This is a genomic window from Pseudoalteromonas sp. HL-AS1 (assembly GCF_031198785.1).
Lineage (GTDB): Bacteria > Pseudomonadota > Gammaproteobacteria > Enterobacterales > Alteromonadaceae > Pseudoalteromonas > Pseudoalteromonas distincta.
Map to the genome: position 1 here is coordinate 554,186 of NZ_CP133570.1, position 19,771 is coordinate 573,956.

At 39.3% G+C, this 19,771-nt stretch carries 16 protein-coding genes; 8 read left to right on the forward strand and 8 right to left on the reverse strand.

The features are described from left to right. Positions 1–229: 229 nt before the first annotated feature. The 3 genes from rnd to RB214_RS19380 form a co-directional block, all read right to left on the reverse strand. Positions 230–1,360 carry a ribonuclease D gene (rnd, locus tag RB214_RS19370; RefSeq protein ID WP_309169182.1) on the reverse strand — a complete coding sequence of 377 codons (1,131 nt, stop codon included), beginning with the start codon at positions 1,358–1,360 and terminating at the stop codon, positions 230–232. A gap of 51 nt (positions 1,361–1,411) precedes the next feature. Further along, complete coding sequence (gene fadD / locus RB214_RS19375; protein ID WP_024604837.1) at positions 1,412–3,064, reverse strand: long-chain-fatty-acid--CoA ligase FadD; 1,653 nt, start codon at positions 3,062–3,064, stop codon at positions 1,412–1,414. A 115-nt stretch (positions 3,065–3,179) separates the two neighbouring features. Continuing rightward, positions 3,180–4,031 (reverse strand): alpha/beta hydrolase, encoded by an 852-nt coding sequence (locus RB214_RS19380; RefSeq protein WP_309169183.1) that lies wholly within the window; start codon positions 4,029–4,031, stop codon positions 3,180–3,182. A 411-nt stretch (positions 4,032–4,442) separates the two neighbouring features. Here RB214_RS19380 and RB214_RS19385 point away from each other — a divergent pair, with 411 nt between their 5' ends. Then, a complete protein-coding gene (locus RB214_RS19385; RefSeq protein ID WP_193226943.1) occupies positions 4,443–5,732 on the forward strand; it encodes an alkaline phosphatase in 1,290 nt (429 codons plus the stop codon). A 95-nt stretch (positions 5,733–5,827) separates the two neighbouring features. On the opposite strand, the gene RB214_RS19390 is transcribed toward RB214_RS19385, so the two are convergent. From RB214_RS19390 to RB214_RS19400, 3 genes are all read right to left on the reverse strand, one after another. Further along, complete coding sequence (locus tag RB214_RS19390) at positions 5,828–6,157, reverse strand: hypothetical protein (protein WP_193226942.1); 330 nt, start codon at positions 6,155–6,157, stop codon at positions 5,828–5,830. 68 nt (positions 6,158–6,225) lie between these two features. Further along, on the reverse strand, positions 6,226–6,927 hold the full coding sequence (gene tsaB / locus RB214_RS19395; RefSeq protein ID WP_182672377.1) for a tRNA (adenosine(37)-N6)-threonylcarbamoyltransferase complex dimerization subunit type 1 TsaB: 702 nt from the start codon (positions 6,925–6,927) through the stop codon (positions 6,226–6,228). Positions 6,928–6,936: 9 nt separating this feature from the next. Next, complete coding sequence (locus tag RB214_RS19400; protein WP_309169184.1) at positions 6,937–8,853, reverse strand: ATP-dependent DNA helicase; 1,917 nt, start codon at positions 8,851–8,853, stop codon at positions 6,937–6,939. Between the two features lie 332 nt (positions 8,854–9,185). On the opposite strand from RB214_RS19400, the gene RB214_RS19405 reads away from it, so the two are divergent. After that, the gene (locus RB214_RS19405; RefSeq protein ID WP_024597348.1) at positions 9,186–10,469 is read left to right on the forward strand and encodes a sodium:proton antiporter; all 1,284 of its coding nucleotides are present in this window, start codon (positions 9,186–9,188) and stop codon (positions 10,467–10,469) included. A gap of 283 nt (positions 10,470–10,752) precedes the next feature. Beyond that, on the forward strand, positions 10,753–12,609 hold the full coding sequence (locus RB214_RS19410) for a cytochrome c/FTR1 family iron permease (protein ID WP_309169466.1): 1,857 nt from the start codon (positions 10,753–10,755) through the stop codon (positions 12,607–12,609). A gap of 77 nt (positions 12,610–12,686) precedes the next feature. On the opposite strand, the gene RB214_RS19415 is transcribed toward RB214_RS19410, so the two are convergent. Then, positions 12,687–14,015 carry an IS4 family transposase gene (locus RB214_RS19415; protein WP_375144349.1) on the reverse strand — a complete coding sequence of 443 codons (1,329 nt, stop codon included), beginning with the start codon at positions 14,013–14,015 and terminating at the stop codon, positions 12,687–12,689. 141 nt (positions 14,016–14,156) lie between these two features. Then, positions 14,157–14,393: a hypothetical protein gene (locus tag RB214_RS19420; RefSeq protein WP_096794606.1), complete on the reverse strand. Its 237-nt coding sequence runs from the start codon at positions 14,391–14,393 to the stop codon at positions 14,157–14,159. 419 nt (positions 14,394–14,812) lie between these two features. On the opposite strand from RB214_RS19420, the gene hisG reads away from it, so the two are divergent. From hisG to hisH, 5 genes are read left to right on the forward strand one after another with little or no spacing between them, the layout of a single operon-like run. Further along, positions 14,813–15,712 carry an ATP phosphoribosyltransferase gene (hisG, locus tag RB214_RS19425; RefSeq protein WP_007376294.1) on the forward strand — a complete coding sequence of 300 codons (900 nt, stop codon included), beginning with the start codon at positions 14,813–14,815 and terminating at the stop codon, positions 15,710–15,712. A gap of 5 nt (positions 15,713–15,717) precedes the next feature. Then, positions 15,718–17,019 carry a histidinol dehydrogenase gene (hisD, locus tag RB214_RS19430; protein WP_024597350.1) on the forward strand — a complete coding sequence of 434 codons (1,302 nt, stop codon included), beginning with the start codon at positions 15,718–15,720 and terminating at the stop codon, positions 17,017–17,019. Beyond that, positions 17,009–18,118 (forward strand): histidinol-phosphate transaminase, encoded by a 1,110-nt coding sequence (hisC, locus tag RB214_RS19435; RefSeq protein WP_309169185.1) that lies wholly within the window; start codon positions 17,009–17,011, stop codon positions 18,116–18,118. The genes hisD and hisC overlap by 11 nt, the downstream gene beginning before the upstream one ends. Then, entirely contained in the window at positions 18,115–19,176 is a 1,062-nt protein-coding gene (gene hisB, locus RB214_RS19440; RefSeq protein ID WP_309169186.1) for a bifunctional histidinol-phosphatase/imidazoleglycerol-phosphate dehydratase HisB, read from the forward strand. The genes hisC and hisB overlap by 4 nt, the downstream gene beginning before the upstream one ends. Beyond that, positions 19,173–19,763 carry an imidazole glycerol phosphate synthase subunit HisH gene (gene hisH / locus RB214_RS19445; protein WP_309169187.1) on the forward strand — a complete coding sequence of 197 codons (591 nt, stop codon included), beginning with the start codon at positions 19,173–19,175 and terminating at the stop codon, positions 19,761–19,763. The genes hisB and hisH overlap by 4 nt, the downstream gene beginning before the upstream one ends. Positions 19,764–19,771 lie beyond the last annotated feature (8 nt).

The window sequence follows — 19,771 nt, forward strand, 5'->3', positions numbered from 1 at the left end:
TTAATTAATTGATCTATTTTGAGGATGGAAAAACGTGTTGATAGCTAGGCAAAAAAAATCGCTATTTAGTTGTTCTCGGCAATTGCTCCTGCATTGCTCTACCTTCTGCATCCATGCAGTCGTAAATGAGATTTTTTTAACACAGGTAACGACACGTTTAGCGCCGCAAAATGATTAAGTATTATTGCGGATTGGTATAAGTATTACACAGTAAAAAAAATATCCAGTCTTAAGTATCCCATTCTTTTAAAGCGTCTTTAACGTAGTTATAGCGCCAAGAGCTTAATAAATCAGGCTTAATATGGCTTTCTTTTTGTTTTGACGTTAACTTCCAATTCCAACTAATCAATTGATTAATTTGCTTTTTAGAGGCCATAACGTCTTCTGGTATATTGTGCTCTTTAGCGACTTTAGTGATCTTTTGTTTAATATCTTTGGCTACTTTTTTATAGGTAGGAAAATCAATTAAGCGCTTAAGTACATCAGGATGCTCAGCATCTGGTACTGCTTTGGCAACTTCAATACACTTGATTATATCTACACCAGAGCGATTAACTTCAATAGCTTCAACTCCTGGAATTTGACGTAGAGCATTTAAACTTGAAGGACCACGTTTGGCAATTTCAGTCATGTTATGTTCTTTTAACACAAAATTTAGCGCTAAATTTTTCTTAATGGCTTTGTTTCTGCGCCATACAGCAAGTTCTTTTAAAACCGCAAGTTCGTGCGGTTTGAGTTGCCATGCATTTTTAATATCTTTATATAAAAGCTCGTCTGGTGTTTGAAACGCACGTTTTTTAGCTATCAGCTCACTCTCGTTTATTACAATGTCAAAGAACCCAGCGGCATTAATACGCTCTATAATCAGCTCGAAACACGGCAATAAGTAAAAAGTATCTGCAGCAGCGTAATCTAACTGTTTTTTAGTTAACGGACGTTGCAGCCAGTTAGTGCGTGACTCACTTTTATCTATTTCAATACCTTGCAACTCTTTTACCATAAGGGCAAAGCCCATACAGTTACCTTCCCCAAGTAACTGCAACGCAAATTGTGTATCAAAAAGTGGGGATGGAACAAAGCCTGCGTATTTTTGAAAAACCTCAATATCTTCTGAAGGAGAATGCAGTACTTTTAAAACACTAGGATCTTTTAGTATTTCCCAAAAATCGAATAATGAGAGCTCAGCTAACGGATCGATAAGCGCTAAATGCTCACCATCATAAACTTGAATAAGTGCAACTTCTGGGTACAAAGTACGACGACGCATAAACTCAGTATCAATAGCTAAAATAGGCTTATTTTTTATTTGTTCAACAAAAGTGTTCAGTTGATTTTGGGTTTCGATCAATTGGTATTGCACTTAATCTCCTACAATAAAAAAGCCGACATATGTCGGCTTTTTTATAGGTTGCTAATCTTTCAAGGCTCTTCGGAGTATTTTACCTACGTTAGTTTTAGGTAACTCATCCCTAAACTCTACCAGTTTTGGGACCTTGTAATTAGTTAAATTATCACGACAGTGACTTATTATATCTTTTTCAGTTAAAGAAGGGTCTTTTTTAACAACAAAAACTTTAACTTGTTCGCCACTTACATCGTGAGGAATACCAATAGCAGCAACTTCAAGCACACCTTCGTGCATAGCCACTACCTCTTCTATCTCATTAGGGAAAACATTAAAGCCAGATACAATAATCATATCTTTTTTACGATCGACTATATAAAAGAAACCTTCGTCGTCATAAGTTGCTATGTCACCGGTAGCAAACCAGCCATCTTGTAAGCTCTCAGCGGTTGCATCTGGGCGTTTGTAGTAACCAAGCATAACTTGCGGGCCTTTAACCCAAAGCTCTCCTGGTTCACCTTTTGCTGCTTCTTGGCCATTATCAAGAATTAATTTGATTTCGGTACTTGGAGCCGGTAAACCAATTGAGCCATTATATGCCGTTAAGTCATAAGGACTAACGGTAACTAAAGGAGAACACTCGGTTAAACCATACCCTTCCATTAATTTAGATTTTGTAACTGTTTGCCACTTTTCAGCAACTGGGCGTTGTACAGCCATACCGCCACCAAGTGACATTTTTAAATGACTGAAATCAAGTTCGGCAAATCCTGGCGTGTTTAACAAACCATTAAATAAAGTATTTACACCCGTAATAGCAGTAAATTTAGCTTTACTTAATTCTTTAATAAAACCAGGCATGTCGCGTGGGTTAGTTATAAGTACATTTAATCCGCCGTACTTCATAAATGTTAAGCAGTTAGCCGTTAATGCAAAAATATGGTAAAGCGGTAACGCAGTTATTACCACTTCTTTACCGCGCTCAAGCACTGGGTCTAAACATCCTGAAACTTGCTCAAGATTACCTACCATATTACCGTGGCTTAACATTGCGCCTTTAGATACACCCGTTGTTCCGCCGGTATATTGTAAAAAAGCTAAATCACTTAAGTTAACCTCTGGGCGTACATAGGCATTTTCGTCGGCTTTAAGTAAGTCGCAAAAATCTATGGTATTTGGCAAAGTGTAGCTTGGCACCATCTTTTTAATGTACTTAACAACAAAGTTTACAACATGCTTTTTAATGCCACCCATCATGTCACCTACTTGGGTAACAACAATATGTTTAACATCGGTATGCGGTAGCGCTTTTTCGAGTGTATCGGCAAAGTTAGCCAATATAAAAATTGCTGAAGTATCAGAATCTTTAAGTTGGTGCTCAAGTTCACGCACTGTGTAGAGTGGGTTTACATTAACAACAACACAGCCTGCACGTAAAATACCTAAAATAGCAATGGGCGTTTGTAACAAATTAGGCATCATAACTGCCACTTTGTCACATTTTTTAAGGCCTAAATCATTTTGAATATAAGACGCAACTTTTTTAGTTGCAGTATCAATTTCATCATAAGACAAGGTTTTACCCATATTTGTAAATGCGGGTAAATCTTTGTAGTCGGTAAAACTTTTTTCAAACACTTCGAGTAATGAGGCATAGTGCTCAGGATCGATAGTTTCAGGCATACCTTCTGGGTAGCGCTTAAGCCAAATTTTTTCCACTCTTAGCCCCTGTTTATAGTTATATTTTTATTAACCTTAATCTAAGTAAGGCGCTTTAACAATTGAGCAAATACTCTAATGGAGGAATAATCCCACATTTTACGTAAACTTACAATTAACATGCATCATTTTGCAGCATAAAGTCTTGAATATGCTTAAAACAGTGTTCACTACTTTGCATATGACAGTGGTGCCCACCATCTACATTAATTACCTTTAAGCTATTGTAATAACTAATATACTTTGCCAGATTTTGTTTTACAAACGAATAACCTTCGCTACCTAAAATTAATTGACACGGTGCAATTAAATCTTTTATTGCACCAATACATTGCGCCTCATCAAACCTAAAACCTGAGTGATTTTTAAGCTTTGGATCAGTTGTTAATGTATAACCATCTAAAACCGATTTTATATTTCGCTGCATTAAAAGAGCAATAAGCTCACTATTCAAATCAGTTGTTTGAGCACGTGCTTCATAAATAAGCTCTTTCGATTTATAAACTCTCTGCTTCTTATTTTTTAAACGCGCTCTATTTAATACTGCACTTTTTAGCTGTTCACATACACCTTCGCTAGGAGTCGTAACACACCCAATCCCCTCAATAAAGGTAACAGATTTTACATAATCACCAAAGCAACTAGCAAAAAGCCCTGCAACCATGGCTCCCATCGAATGTCCAACTAAATGAACTTTTTTAACACCAAGCGCATTAATAAGTTGGTACACATCATCAATATAATCAACAAAATAATAATGTGCATCATCACTTCGCCTAGATGATAAACCATGCCCCACAAAATCAATACAGTACCAAGTGTGCTTTGGCTTAGCTTTACTTAACATTGGTATAAAACTGTGGCAGTTATCTAACCAACCATGCAACGCTATTACTATTTCATCCCCAGAACCTACTTTTAAGCCATGAATATTCAAGTTATTGGTTTTAATATTAAATGGCTGCACGGCAAGTCCTTTATTAATTTAGAGCATCATTATTTATAGCATACAAGTTGTCAGACCACTAACCGAGAAAATGGTGCAAAATTCGCTATTTAATTATCTTGATGATCTAAAGAAAGCAAAAAATATAAAATAAAATTTAAACAATATCATAAGTTTAATTACAAAAAAAATAAGCTGATCTTTTTAAATATGTTTGCTTTGTATACCTTTTAAACAATTAAAAGGTGATAGCATTATATGTAGTTAAGCTATAACCAGTATAATTTAAATAAATAGAACTAACAGCGTTAACTACAATTCTATTCATATAACCCCAAATTATAAATATCTTAGATATTCATTTATTTATCATACTATCTGTATACAATATCAGCGGCTATTAAATAAGGTACACTCATAAGGTACACAACCATGAAAAAACAGATCAGCTTATTAGCGCTTTTATGCACCGCTTCTGGTGCTTACGCAGAATCAGCACCTAAAAATGTAATTTATATGATTGGTGACGGCATGGGTCCGGCTTACACCACGGCTTATCGCTATTTTAAAGATGACCCAGCAACAAAAGAAGTAGAAGGCACGGTTTTTGACACTATTTTAAAGGGTATGGCTCGTACCTACCCTGATGACCATACTTATGTGACAGACAGCGCAGCAGGTGCTACAGCACTCAGTAGCGGTCATAAAAGTTACAATGGCGCAATTGCAGTAGATACAGACAAAAAGTCAGTTAAAACCATGCTTGAAATAGCAAAAGAGCGCGGTATGACAACAGCGCTTGTAGCAACTTCACAAATTAACCACGCAACTCCAGCAAGTTTTGCGGCGCATAATGAATCACGTAATAATTATAATGACATTGCCAATGACTACATCGACAATAAAATTGCGGGTAAATTACCGGTTGATTTAATGCTTGGTGGCGGTACTAAATACTTTATTCGTGATGACCGTAATTTAGTTGATGAATTTAAAGCCGCTGGTTATCAATATGGCGACGACATTAAAAACCTAGGGCAAATTACACAAATACCTGCAATTGGTTTATACGCATCTAAAGGCTTACCTTTTGCATTAGATGAAAACCCAACTCGTCTTACTCAGTTAACGTCTAAAGCACTTGGTTTATTAGATAATCAAAACAAAGAAGGCTTTTTTGTGATGATTGAAGGCAGCCAAATTGATTGGTGTGGTCACTCTAACGATATTGCCTGTGCAATGGCTGAGATGGATGATTTTGCTAAATCAATCGAAAAAGCAAAAGCCTATGTAGATAAAAACGAAGATACTATTTTAGTTATTACTGCAGATCACTCTACAGGAGGGTTAACCCTTGGCGCACATGGTCAGTACAAATGGGAAACTGATGTAGTAAAAGGTGTTAAAGCAACTGCTGGTAAACTAACTCAACTTTTACTGGATTCTGATGATTTAAAACCAGTATGGACTGCTAACACCAATATTGAATTTACAACTGAAAACCAAATAAAACTTGAGCAAGCTAAAAAAATGGGTGAAAAAGCGCTTAATTTAGCTGTTAAAAGTATTATTAGCGATGCAAGCTTTACTGGCTGGACAACAGGCGGACATACCGCTGTAGACGTGCAGGTATTTGCCTATGGTAAAGGCAGTGAGCAATTTATTGGTTCACAAAATAATACTGATATAGCAGATAAGCTGATTGGCTTTATTAAGCAGTAAGCTTTACGTGGATTTGAACACAAAAAGCCCGAACATTTGTTCGGGCTTTTTATTAAATTTTATAGCTGTATTTATCTAAAGCGCTTACATAAGCGTTAAGCGTATATATCAACGCCTATTAAATTTTGTACTTCTGCTCTGCGTTCTAAATTAGCAAATTCAGTATAAGTAGAAATCGCTTTGCTTACTTGAGCTGTCGGTTGGTCGTAAATTGTTTGGCTGTATTCATTGCTTTTAGCACTGCTTTTAAACAGCTGATTAGCCAGTTCAACACCCTCAACACTGTTTTTTACGTAATCGGTATTTGTTTTTTTAGCAGCCGGTTGGTCTAATAAACTCTGTGGTTTATTAGTAACAACTTTAGTAGAGCTAACCCTACCCGGAATATCTCCGGTAAAAAAACCTGAACCAATAGGCAGCGTCATTACGAGTCTCCAACCTTAATAATGCATAAAATTATGATTTAAAAACAACCAATTTGCAAATAATATGATTACTCACGTCCTGGTAGCTTTTTCCACGTTACCGTATCGCGCACATATTTAGGTTGAGCGTCACTCGCTTTTACAACGTCACCCGCTAAAAACGCGGCTTCAACATGCGCTAACATATAACGTGCATCAGGCAATGTAATATCAGTATTAATTGTCACGTTTTCAAAGTCATTAAGCGCATCAGGATAGGTTTTAAAACCTGTGCCCACTGCTACAGATGGCTCAGTGGTTGCTATATACTCATTGTTTAGTAAATCAGGTTTTATAACGCATTCTTGGTTAACTAAAAGCATTAGATTATTTTGCGCTTGGTAATGTGCAAAGTATATCTCACCCATACGCGCATCTATACTTGGATAAACACTTAGGCTGCCATTTTGTTCAAACGTTTGTTGAGCCATAGTAGCCAGTGTAGACACACCAACAAGCGGCAAATTAGTTGAATACGCTAAGCCTTGCGCTATAGCAACACTAATACGTACACCGGTGAAACTACCTGGCCCTTGGCCAAAACCGATTACGTCTAAATCTTTTAATTTACAGTTTGCTTTAGTTAACAGTTCATCCACAAGTGGAAGTATTTTTTGGCTGTGCTGCTGCGGACACTCTTCAAAATGATGAAACGTTTGGCCCTGGTAATGTAAGACAATTGAAAGTGCTTCAGTTGAAGCATCAAGGGCGAGGATATTACTTTTGATCATTTTAGTACTCTAATTAATTTGTTTTAAAAATGTATTGGCATCTTCTAAGCTTCGCGTGCGGCGCATCGGTGGTAAGCTTTTCAAAAATACTTGGCCATATTGGCGCGTAACTAAGCGATTATCGCATATTACAAGTACGCCTTTGTCTTTACTATCTCGAATTAAACGCCCTACACCTTGCTTTAGCGCAATAACAGCCTGCGGTAATTGTATGTGTGAAAAAGGGTCTTTTCCCTGCATTTGGCAATCTTGCATTTTAGCTTGTAGCAATGGATCGTCAGGGGCTGCAAATGGCAATTTGTCTATAATAACACAGCTTAATGTACTGCCGCGTACATCAACACCTTCCCAAAAAGAAGCCGTGCCGAGTAATACCGCATTACCATGGCGAGTAAATTTCTCTAAAATTATACGCTTAGACATTTGCCCTTGCATATAAACTGGGTAGTCTATTTGTGTAGTTAGCCCTTCGGCCACTAAGTGCATCATTCGATAGCTAGTAAATAACACAAAACAACGCCCTTGTGCCGATTTTATAAGCTCAAGCGTTAGTTTTACAATCGCATGCGGCATATTATCAGCATGCGATTCGGGTAAGTAGCGAGGTAAACACAGCAGCGCCTGATTAGGGTAATCAAATGGGCTATCTACCATCATACTTTGTTTTGGTTTCAAACCTAGGCTTGCATTAAAATGCTCTAGTTTGTTATCAACCGAAAGTGTTGCAGAAGTGAATACAAAGCCTGCGCCCGTGTCTTGCATCATTTGAGCAAACTTAGCTGATACATTCAATGGCGTTATATTAATTGTTAAATAACGGCGCGTTGTTTCATACCAATAACTAAAGCCGGTTTGGGCTGTATCAAAAACCCGCTCTAACTGCCCTTTAAACGCAAGTGCACGTTCAAATGGATGCTCAATTTTGTCGCTTCTATCTAAGCAAAGCTTGAGTACTTGATAAACAAAATCTAAATCACTGATCACACGATGGAGCGCCGCGCAAATTTGTTTATCGCTTAGTTTTTCTCGCCAATCGCCACGGCTGCCATCAACACCAAATTGTAATCGTAAATCAGCAACGCTTGTCTCAAGCTTGTTTAAGCTTTTACCAAGTTGCAGCATATCGGGAATTTCAGCTCTATAAATAGCACGTAAATCATTAATTAAATCTACCAACTTTTTAGTGCTTACACTTTCACCAAAGTAATCACTAGCAATTTCGCTTAACTGATGGGCTTCATCAAATATATATGCGTCGGCTTTTGGCATAAGTTCAGCAAAGCCACTTTCTTTTACAGCCATATCAGCAAAAAACAAATGGTGATTAATAACAACCACATCAGCATCGGCCGCAGTTAAACGTGCTTTGCGTATATAACAGCTTTGAAAATCTGGACACTCTTTGCCTAAACAATTATCGGCTGTTGAATTTACATAAGGCAGTACTTTGGCATCATCTTCTATACCTATGCAATCGGCTAAATCGCCCGATTGTGTTTCGCTTGCAAACTTAGCTACCATAGCTAGTTGATGCATTACGTCAGAGTCGTCAGTAGGTACATGTGCAACATGTTGATTAAGTCGGTAGGTGCATAGGTAATTGGCGCGCCCTTTTAATAAGGCGGTTTTTTTTGAAGCACTTAAAGCTTTAACTAGTTGCGGTAAATCTCGGTGATAAAGCTGCTCTTGTAGAGCTTTAGAACCTGTTGATATTATCGTGCGCCCTTTTGACTTAAGTGCAGGGGCTAAATATGCAAATGTTTTACCCGTACCCGTGCCTGCTTCAACAACTAATTGCGAACTGTTTTTTAATGCATCCGCAACAGCTATTGCCATATCAATTTGTGGTTGGCGAGGCATATACCCATCTAAAGATAACGCTAAAGGCCCGGTTGCACTAAACAGCTGTTTGATAATACCAATCACTTTAAAATAAATAATAGCGGGATTTTACGTAAGCAAAGCATTAAGGGCAAGTAATTACAAAACCCACTTTTACTTTACGAATTAATACGCACTTTAAATAGTGAAATTAATCATTCGATTTTACAATACACTGTGTATTTATAACGTACATTTAATTTAATAATGACAATATTTACAAAGCCTAATTTCCTATTAACTCTTACTAAAAATAATCCGTATTAAAAGCTATATTTAGGCATAAAAACTGTGACTCTGAAATATTACAGGAGTACCATACGCGTGTTTATAATCCTCTTTTTCGTGTGTCGTTAAAAAAATAGTAAGGTTAGCCAATGAATGCTTGGTATCTCATTTGTTTTCTCTCTGCCATTGCAATTTTTATTGCTTTTGCAAACCAATATATCCTCAAAATGCAAACTACAATTGCCATTACTACAGGCTCAGTTGTTATTTCTTTATTGTTGATTATTGCCGTTAAATTATTAGGCGATCAAAATGCGTTAGCCATGACCCAAATTGTTTCCAGTATTAACTTTAACGAGTTATTACTCAAAGGTATGCTCGGATTTTTACTTTATGCTGGCGCATTGGAAATTAACCTTATGGCGCTTCGTAAACAGCGCTGGGAAATAACCGCACTAGTGCTATTTTCTACTATTGCTTCCACTTTTATAGTCGGTTATTTAAGTTTTTATCTGTTTGCCTTATTTGGCTTTGATGTACCGTTTATATACTGTTTATTATTTGGCGCGCTTATTAGCCCAACCGACCCTATTGCCGTACTTGCTATTATTAAACAAATGCGAGCGCCAGAAGGAATCTCAGTTCAAGTAGAAGGTGAGTCGCTATTTAACGACGGTATTGGTTTAGTAATATTTACGACCATTTTTTCGGTTGCTTTTTATGGCACCGATGCACAATTTGGCGATATAGCAGAACTCTTTTTTGTAGACGCCCTAGGCGGCATTGCGTTTGGTTTGGTTATCGCTTTGGTTGGCCACTTTTTAATTATTAACAGCCGCGATGTAAACATTCGCTTATTGATAACCTTAACTATTCCTACCGCAGGTTTTGCTGCTGCAAATATTTGGGAAATATCAGGCGCACTTGCCATGGTAACGAGCGGCATATTAATGGGTAACATTACTCGTACTAAAGCAACTGAGCGCACGGGGCCTGAAGACACTCGTTACGTAAAAGATTTTTGGCATGCAACCGATAGCTTTTTAAATGCCCTACTGTTTTTAATAATAGGTATGCTAATAGTGACGATGCCAATCACGCTTGGTGAAATTGGCTTAGGCTTACTAATGGTACCTGCAGTATTACTAGCACGCTTTATTAGTGTAGGCGCACCCTTTGTTATCTTTAAACGCTTTAGAAGTTACGATAAACACAGTGTTAAAATTTTAACCTGGGGTGGGCTACGCGGTGGTCTTGCACTGGCAATGGCGGCAGCAATCCCACGCGAGCAAGTTTTTGTAGGCGGCTCTGACCTACATAACCTAATCGTTATTGTTACCTACGTTGTGGTTATATTTTCTATTATTGTACAAGGCTTAACTATTTCGCCGCTTATTCAAAGCAGCATTAAGTCAGCTGAGCAAGCAAAGTAATAAATGCTTTGTGAGCAATCAGCTCAGTAACCAAGTTATTATATAAATCACTTGGTTACTGTTACTCACGTGTTACAAAAACACTTTAAAGTTCTATAAATTGTTATCCTTTTTATTTATCTTCTTTGTTTAAATTAATCAGCTTGAATTGCAAATGAAAACAATTATAATTTTGGCTTTTCCTCTGTAGGGCTTTTCAATGTCCAAAAATAATTCTCACGTGTTTTTAAATTTGGTATCTCTGGGCAAACGACAATTTCATTGTTTTTTTGTGCTTTTTATAATGGCTATGGCAAGCTTTAATGTGTCGGCCTCACCTAATGAGCAAACAAAAATAAAACAAATTGCACAGCTTGCAGAGTATGTAGGTGTAGATTACGTGGCAGCTGTTGGAAATGGTGAAATACTAGACCCCGACGAATATCAAGAAATGACTGAGTTTTCGCACGTTATTATTGAGCAAGCTGGACAGCTATCAGGCCAAGCCAATGAGTTTGATACAGTAAAGGCACAAGCTAAAGCACTGCATACAGCGATTGCTAATAAAGCGAGTGTTGCCGATGTACGTGCAGCAAGCTCAGCGCTTCGTGAGTCGCTGCTTACCTTTATGCCACAACTATCGTTACCTACATCGCTGCTTCCGGTTGAGCAAACTAAAGCGCTTTTTGCTACTAACTGCTCAATGTGTCACGGCCCTAGTGGTCAAGGCGACGGTCCGCTTGCAAAAAATTTATCGCCAGAACCTACCAACTTTACCGATGAAGAACGCGCAACTAACCGCTCATTAATGGGGTTATTTGACGCTGTAAGTAACGGCATTGACGACACACCTATGGTTGCTTTTACCCAATTTAATGAACAACAACGATGGTCTTTAGCTTTTTATGTAGGTAGCTTGGCATTTAAGGATGTTCAAAAACCACAAAATGTAGAACAAAACATTACCGCTTCGCAGATTGTAAACCTAAACCCTGCACAATTATCGGCAGGTCAAAGTGAAGCACAAGCACATTACGTTAAATGGCTTCGTGGTAATCCAGAGCAATTATTTAGCGCTAACAAAAATCCGATAACAGTTACTCGCACGCAATTACTTGCAGCGCAAGCCGCGCATGCTAAAGGCAATTACTCACAAGCAAGTGATTTAGCAATTAGCGCATACTTAGATGGCTTTGAGCTTGTTGAAAACAACTTAAATGCCTACGACGAAACACTGCGTAAAAACATCGAAGTACAACTGATGAACCTGCGCCAAACATTCAAAAACGAAAAAGATACAGCCGTCGTTGCCGAAAAAGTAAGTGCCGCACTAACTCAACTCGCTAAAGCAGATAGCATGCTAAACGAAACTAAGCTAGCTGATGGCGCGCTACTCTCAGCAAGTTTAGTTATATTACTGCGAGAAGGCTTAGAAGCACTCTTAGTTATTATTGCCCTTATGACTGTGCTTATTAAAACTAAACGCAAAGATGCGCTAAAATATGTACATATTGGTTGGATAACAGCACTTATTGCTGGTGGTTTAACGTGGGCTGCTGCGCAAACATTAATAGAAATAAGTGGTGCGAGCCGCGAAGTAATGGAAGGTGCTGGCGCATTGTTTGCCGCTGTAATTTTACTGTATGTTGGCGTATGGATGCACAGTAAAACAAGTGCGCAACAATGGCAAAAATATATAAAAGACAATATAGATAAGCGCCTTGAGTCGGGTACATTATGGGGATTAGCGGGGCTTTCTTTTATTGCCGTATACCGAGAAGTATTCGAAACCGTGCTGTTTTATCAGTCATTATTAACGCAAAGCTCGCCTGCTCAATATTCATCTATTGCATCGGGTTTTGCGATAGCTATAGCAATACTGGCTATTATTACGTGGGTATTAATTAAATACTCAATTAAATTACCGGTGGCTAAGTTTTTTGCCATTACCACTTACCTACTATTTGTACTCTCGTTTGTGCTTATGGGCAAAGCCGTTATTGCATTACAAGAGGCCGATATAATAGGTATTGCCCCGCTACCAATGAGCTTGGAAATAGCATGGCTTGGTATTAAGTCAACATGGCAAGGTATTGTAGCTCAGGTATGTGTGTTCGCTATATTTAGCTTTTATATATTTAAAAGCAAAAACCAAGAGTAATGCCAATCTGCTTAAGAGTTTAAGCTAATTGGCATAAGCAAAATACATAGTAAAAAGGCCCGCAAGGGTAATGCCAGTCAGTTAAGCTGACTGGCATCTTTCTTTTTATGGGGATACTTAGATGGTTTTGGCTTAACCCATCGGGGATATCTTCTATCCTCTCGTCTAGCTGGAAGCTTAAATAAGACCAGTGTATTGAGTAAGTGCTGCCAGTGTATTGGAATGTTTCCTGGACTCATTATAGATACTGACGAGAAATACTGAATGACAGCCATCGAACTGCTAGAGAAACTAAGCTGGTTAGGCCATATCCCTGTAACTGTCGCCGCCATCGTCATTATTCTTCGTATTAAATTATAGGCGAGTAACACGCCCCATAGCTCCTGACGCACCATGTCTGGACGCTTGCTTCTTAAATGGTATGCGCTATCAAGCATGGTTTGTTTGATTTCTCTAAACCCAAGTTCTATCTCCCAACGATGACAATATAATTCAACAATTTCATTACCTGGATAACGCAATCTATCCGTCATCGAGGTTAATATACGGTAGCTTTTGCCCTTTATTGTTTTACTGATTAATCTCGCTTTAATCGTTTCAGGAACATCGGGAAAGTTTTTTTGTGCATGCTTTGTTGTTTTCAATTCAATGATATGGTCATTTTTACCCGCGCTGGAGATGATTTCATACTGTAAGTCGGGCCTTGCTGGTATCAACCAGTGCCTCATCTCCCCAGTTTGGTGCCAACGGTTTAACAGGCCTAAAGAATAATATCCTTTATCAAACATAGTCAGTGAATTATCTGGTGTACGTTCAATTAAACGCTCAGCTAATTTCATCTCGTTGGTTTTATAGTTATCAAACTCGCTACTGAGAAGTTGATGGCTGGTCAATTCCATATGACAGACCATGCGTATTTGAGGAAAGGCTGTATCACCGTATTGGTTGCTACCTGAAGAGAAGGCTTTACGATTATCAGGCGTGTCGGCTGTTCGCCACACAACACCGTCAACAGCTAATAGGTTCAAACCATTCCATGTTTCGAATGACTGTTGCTTATACATTGATTGAGCAGATTTATTGAAAACGTGTTTAACGGAATCATCACCTAACCTTTGTCTCGCCTGTACCATCGCACTTGGAGCAACGAGTTGGTTCTTGCCAGGTAACATGATATCTAGCTTATTAGCGATATTCCAAACTGATTCTTTTCGAAACAATGCCATGCCAATAACTGACCACAAAACGGCTTCAAGCGGTAATCTTCGCTTACGAACGGTTGCAATCCCTGCTTGTTGAAAACCTTGTTCAATGATTTCAGGGTCAAGAATTTCTGATAATTTTTCAAAGGTATGGTATCGGCTGCTTTCTTCAAGTGTTGCTTGCAGTGCTTGTTCTATATTCACAAAAAATCCGTAGTTAGTTTCCTAACTACGGATTTTGCATGATCGTTTGGATCGGTCAACCGGTCATTTTCTTAACTGATCGGCATTACCCGCAAGGGCCTTTTTAGTTAATTGCTTATGTATTTAGTAAAGCTGGTATTTTCAAGCCCATGTATCTAAATGGGGGTTTTCGTCATCGTCTACGTTAGACTTTTTTTTACTACTTTGATCATCAAGCATATTGAGCTTTTTCTTTTTCTGTAACTCACGCCTTTTTTTATTCTCTAGTTCAACTTTTTCAGTAGCCGATCCACTTTGCACACCCGCAATATGGAAAGCGCCTTTTGACTCAACTTCTAGCCTGGTGATTCTTCCTAAATAAGGGATCATGATATCCATACGTACTTCCTTATTTAACTGTTTGATTATCAAAATGCTAAATTTGAATGATAAACAAACAATTATTCGCTAAAATTGCGCTTATTATCTTAATATTATCGACAGTTATAACATATGCTTTAATTAAGCTAAAAAAAACTTGCCATAATATCGCTGTTTATGTTTTTATGAATGCGAAATTTATTTAAACAGATAACAACTGCACGTTAACAAAGCAACGGGCAGTTATATAGGATAAAAAATGCGCTTAAACCTGACAACAGTACATCATCACCACCATTCACCGGAATAACCTGTCAGGTCTTTCGCTGAGAGGTTATTCCTAAAAGGAACCTCTGGCGATTCAAATAACATTGATTCATTTTCGCCCTGAGGTTCCCCTCGGGGTTTTTAGTTTTTAAATTAAAGGAAAATGAATAATGAACAACAGTAATCGTCTACGTATCGCCATCCAAAAAGGCGGCCGCCTATCTAAAGATTGTCAAGATCTGTTAAAACAGTTAGGTGTTAAACTTAACCTTCGTGAACAACGCTTAATTGCACACTCAACTAATATGCCAATTGACGTACTACGTGTGCGCGATGACGATATTCCGGGTTTAGTAATGGACGGTGTATGTGACTTAGGTATTGTTGGCGAAAACGTACTAGTAGAAGTTCAAGCAGAACGTGAACGCCAAGGTGTTCCAAGCGAAGTAAACAAACTTTCAAAACTAGATTTTGGTTACTGTCGTCTTGCACTTGCATGGCCACAAGAGCTAGGCGCTCGCGATAAGAGCTGGTTTGAAGGCAAACGTATTGCAACTACCTACCCAGAAATTTTAACTCAGTGGTTAAAGCGCGAAGGCATTAACGCAAGTACAGTAATGCTTACTGGCTCTGTTGAAGTAGCACCACGTGCAGGTTTATCTGATGCAATTTGTGATTTGGTATCTACTGGCGCAACACTTGAAGCTAACGGCTTAATTCAAGGTGATACAATTTTAGAATCAAACGCATGTTTAATTCAAAATAAAGATCTGCAAGACGCTGACAAACTAGCACTAATCAATAAGCTTATGCCGCGCCTACGTGGTGTTAGACAAGCTAAAGAAAGCAAATACATCATGCTACACGCACCAAAAAATAAACTTGATGAAATTTGTGAAATTTTACCTGGTTCTGGTCAACCGACTCTACTTGCCCTTGCGGGTAATGAAGAATACGTAGCACTTCACATGGTAAGCAGCGAAACATTATTTTGGGAAACAATGGAGCAGTTAAAGGCCCTAGGCGCTAACTCTATTTTAGTTATGCCAATTGAAAAAATGATGGAGTAAGTACCATGCTTCGTTGGAATGAGGAATCTTCACAAGTACAAGCCGCGGCGCTAATGCGCCCTGCAGTTTCTGTAAGCGCAAAGGTTGAAGCAATATGCAAAACTATTTTAGCTAATGTAAAAGAGCAAGGCGATGAGGCCTTACTTAGCATGGCCAAAGAGTTTGATAATAGAGCTAACCCACGTTTGCGTGTACCGCTAGATGAAATTAACGCATCAGAGCAAGCACTAAGTGCAGAGCTTAAATACGCAATTGATACCGCTTATGCAAACGTTAAACGTTTTCACGAAGCGCAGTTGCCAAAAGATATTAAATTATCGACCCAACCAGGCGTTGTATGTGAACTGAAATATCAAGCCATCGAAGCAGTCGGTATTTATGTACCCGGTGGCAGTGCTCCACTGCCATCTTCGGTTATTATGCAAGGTGTATTAGCACAGTTAAGCGGCGCTAAAACCGTCGTACTTGCTACACCGGTACAAGGTGACAAAGCAATTAACCCTGCTATTTTATATGCAGCTAAGTTATGTGGCATTACTACTTTGATAGAAAGTGGTGGCGCAGGCGCAATTGCAGCAATGGCTTATGGCACCGAATCGGTTCCTAAAGTAAACAAAATTTTTGGCCCAGGTAATAGCTTCGTAACAATGGCTAAACAGCTCGTTGCGCAAACTATCCCAGGTATGGCAATTGATATGCCAGCAGGTCCTTCTGAAGTATTAGTTATTGCAGATGAACGTGCAAACCCAGAATTTATAGCCGCCGATTTACTCTCACAAGCAGAGCACGGCGCAGACTCGCAGGTTATTTTATTATGTAACAGCGAAAGTATTATAGAACAAACTCAGCAGGCACTTACACGCCAATTAGCTAATTTGAGCCGCAAAGAAACAGCCGAGCAAGCGCTCGCTAATTCTTCACTTATTTTGGTTGATTCAGTTGAGCAAGCATTTGATGTATCGGCGCAATATGGACCAGAGCACTTAATTTTACAACTAGGCGATGCAACACCTTACCTAGATAAAGTTAAAAATGCAGGCTCAGTATTTGTAGGTGACTACACACCAGAATCTGCAGGCGATTACGCATCGGGTACTAACCACGTGTTACCAACATATGGTTATAGTGCAACTTACTCGAGTTTAAACTTGCTTGATTTTTTCCGTACATACACAGTGCAAACAATTACTAAAAGTGGTTTAACGCAGCTTTCAAAAGCAATTTTACCACTTGCAGATGCAGAAGGCCTTGATGCCCACGCTAATGCGGTTTCAATTCGTTTAGAGGCAATTAAAAATGAGCAATGAGAGCGCACAAGCGTCTAGCTTATTACCTAAAAATATTGCAGCCCTTGCTGCATACAGCTCTGCAAAAAGTGAAAAGCTAACCGGTACTACGTGGCTAAATGCTAACGAAAGCCCGTATGCTAAAAATCTTGAACTGAGTATTGAGGATTTAAATCGCTATCCCGACCCACAACCGCAACTGGTTATTGACAGGTATGCAGCTTATACAGAGCTTGAAAGCGAAAATGTATTAATGACGCGCGGCGCAGATGAAGGCATTGAGCTTTTAGTGCGCACATACTGTGAGCCAGCTAAAGATAGTATTGCGCTATTTTTACCAACCTACGGTATGTACAAAGTAACGGCTGATACACACAACGTTGGTATTAACGCGCTTACCCAAGAGTTATTACTAAATGGCAGTGCTGACGAAATAGTCGCAGCTGTTGGCAGCTCAAAACTGGTGTTTATTTGTAACCCAAATAACCCAACGGGTAGCTTAACACCACTTGATAAAGTAAAAGCGATTGCAACAGCACTTATGGGTAAAGCACTGGTTATTGTTGATGAAGCCTATATAGAGTTTTGCCCAGAGCAAAGCGCCACAAAACTTATTAATGAGTTTAGTAATGTAGTGGTTCTGCGCACGCTTTCTAAAGCCTTTGCGCTAGCAGGGCTCAGAACGGGCTTTACGCTTGCACAAGCAGCAACACTAGCGCCAATTCGTAAAGTCATTGCGCCGTATCCGGTATCAGGTGTTGTAGCAAATATTGCAGCGCAAGCAATTGCACCCGATGCAATTACATCAATGCGCCGCCAAGTTACTATTTTAAATAGCTTAAAAGCTAAGTTGGTAGATTGGCTAAACGCCTCCCCTGCTGCATTAAAAATTCTCACTGGTGAAGGTAACTTTGTTACTTTAAAATTAGCCGACAAAAACTACTTTAAAATTGCACTTGAGCAAGGTTTGGTTATGCGCGCTTTTACACTATACGGTGAAGACGACTGGCTACGAATTTCAATTGGCAGCGAACAAGAACTTGAACAAGTAAAAATTTGGTTAGATGGCTTACAAACGCCGGCTACCGCAGCATCTTTAGCAGGAAACGAAGTATCATGAGTAACCCCTATTTATTTATAGACCGCGACGGCACTATTATTGAAGAGCCAATTACCGACAAACAGGTAGATAGCCTTGAAAAGCTAGCATTTTTACCTGGTGTTATTCCTGCGTTATTACAATTACAAGCCGCAGGTTACCGTTTAGTAATGGTGTCTAACCAAGATGGTTTAGGCACAGATAGCTTTCCTACTGCTGATTTTGACATAGCACAAGACAAAATGATGGACATAATGCAAAGCCAAGGCATTAGCTTTGAAGAAGTATTAATTTGCCCACACTTTGACGAGCAAAACTGTGATTGCCGTAAACCTAAAACGGGCTTACTTACCGAGCTTATGCGCTCTGGCAAAGTAGACTTAGCGCGCTCTTTTGTTATTGGCGATCGCCAGACCGATATTGGCCTTGCTCAAAACTTATGTTGTGAAGGTATTTTATACGACGGCGATTGGAGTGCGATAGTGACAAAATTGACTACCGCAAACCGCGAAGGTCGTGTTACACGCAACACTAAAGAAACCCAAATTGATGTAGCCATAAACTTAGATCAAACTAAAAATGGCAGCATAGACACCGGACTTGGCTTTTTTGATCACATGCTTGATCAAATTCGCACCCACGCAAACATTGGTTTAAACATTAAAGCCAAAGGCGATTTACACATAGACGAGCACCACCTTGTTGAAGACATTGGTATTGCTCTTGGTGTCGCACTTAAACAAGCGCTTGGCACTAAATCGCAAATTGCACGCTATGGTTTTGCGCTTCCTATGGACGAGTGTAAAGCTGAAGCACAAATTGATTTATCGGGCCGTGCATCATTTGTATTAAACGCTAACTTTAGCCGCGAAAAAGCAGGCGACTTAGACGTGCAAATGGTTGAGCACTTTTTCAAAAGTTTGAGTGATAACGCCGCAATTAGCCTTATTTTATCGGTAAGCGACGGTAACTGTCATCACCAAGTAGAAGGCTTATTTAAAGCGTTCTCACGTGCTCTTCGTATGGCAGTAGCACAAGACACGACCCAACAAACAGCCAGCTCTAAGGGATGTTTATGATTGCCATAATTAATACCGGTTGTGCCAATATAAATTCAGTGCGCTTTGCGTTTGAGCGCTTAGGGCAAACGCCAACAGTAATTACTTCACCAGAGCAATTAGCGGGTTTTGAGCGCGCTATATTGCCAGGTGTAGGTCACGCGTCGGTTGCTATGAAACGCCTAGTAGATAACGGCTGGCAACAAGCTATAAATGAATACCAGCGCCCGCTTATGGGTATTTGTTTAGGTATGCAGTTACTGTGTGAGAGCACCGAAGAAGGTAACGTACAGTGCCTAGGTAAAATACCAGGGCAAGTAAAAGTGCTTGATGTAGGCAATTTAACGTCGCCGCATATGGGTTGGAATAACTTAAGCGTTAACAAAGAGCATGCATTAACTAAAGGGCTGACGCTTGATGAGCAAGTGTATTTTGTTCACAGCTTTGCGCACACCGTAAACGACGCCACACTAGTGAGCGGCGAATATGGTCAAACCTTTTCAGCCATTGTTGCTAAAGACAACTACGCAGGCATGCAATTTCACCCAGAGCGCAGCGCAAAAGTTGGCGCACGTTTATTACAAAATTTTGTTGATTGGCAGTTGTAAGCTGCCCA

What these genes read in the sequence shown, in the direction of transcription:
- RB214_RS19385 (WP_193226943.1), top strand. Translation starts at nt 4,443, where the DNA reads ATGAAAAAACAGATCAGCTTATTAGCGCTTTTATGCACCGCTTCTGGT.
- RB214_RS19390 (WP_193226942.1), bottom strand. Translation starts at nt 6,157, where the DNA reads ATGACGCTGCCTATTGGTTCAGGTTTTTTTACCGGAGATATTCCGGGT.
- tsaB (WP_182672377.1), bottom strand. Translation starts at nt 6,927, where the DNA reads ATGATCAAAAGTAATATCCTCGCCCTTGATGCTTCAACTGAAGCACTT.
- RB214_RS19405 (WP_024597348.1), top strand. Translation starts at nt 9,186, where the DNA reads ATGAATGCTTGGTATCTCATTTGTTTTCTCTCTGCCATTGCAATTTTT.
- RB214_RS19410 (WP_309169466.1), top strand. Translation starts at nt 10,753, where the DNA reads ATGGCTATGGCAAGCTTTAATGTGTCGGCCTCACCTAATGAGCAAACA.
- RB214_RS19420 (WP_096794606.1), bottom strand. Translation starts at nt 14,393, where the DNA reads ATGGATATCATGATCCCTTATTTAGGAAGAATCACCAGGCTAGAAGTT.
- hisG (WP_007376294.1), top strand. Translation starts at nt 14,813, where the DNA reads ATGAACAACAGTAATCGTCTACGTATCGCCATCCAAAAAGGCGGCCGC.
- hisD (WP_024597350.1), top strand. Translation starts at nt 15,718, where the DNA reads ATGCTTCGTTGGAATGAGGAATCTTCACAAGTACAAGCCGCGGCGCTA.
- hisC (WP_309169185.1), top strand. Translation starts at nt 17,009, where the DNA reads ATGAGCAATGAGAGCGCACAAGCGTCTAGCTTATTACCTAAAAATATT.
- hisB (WP_309169186.1), top strand. Translation starts at nt 18,115, where the DNA reads ATGAGTAACCCCTATTTATTTATAGACCGCGACGGCACTATTATTGAA.
- hisH (WP_309169187.1), top strand. Translation starts at nt 19,173, where the DNA reads ATGATTGCCATAATTAATACCGGTTGTGCCAATATAAATTCAGTGCGC.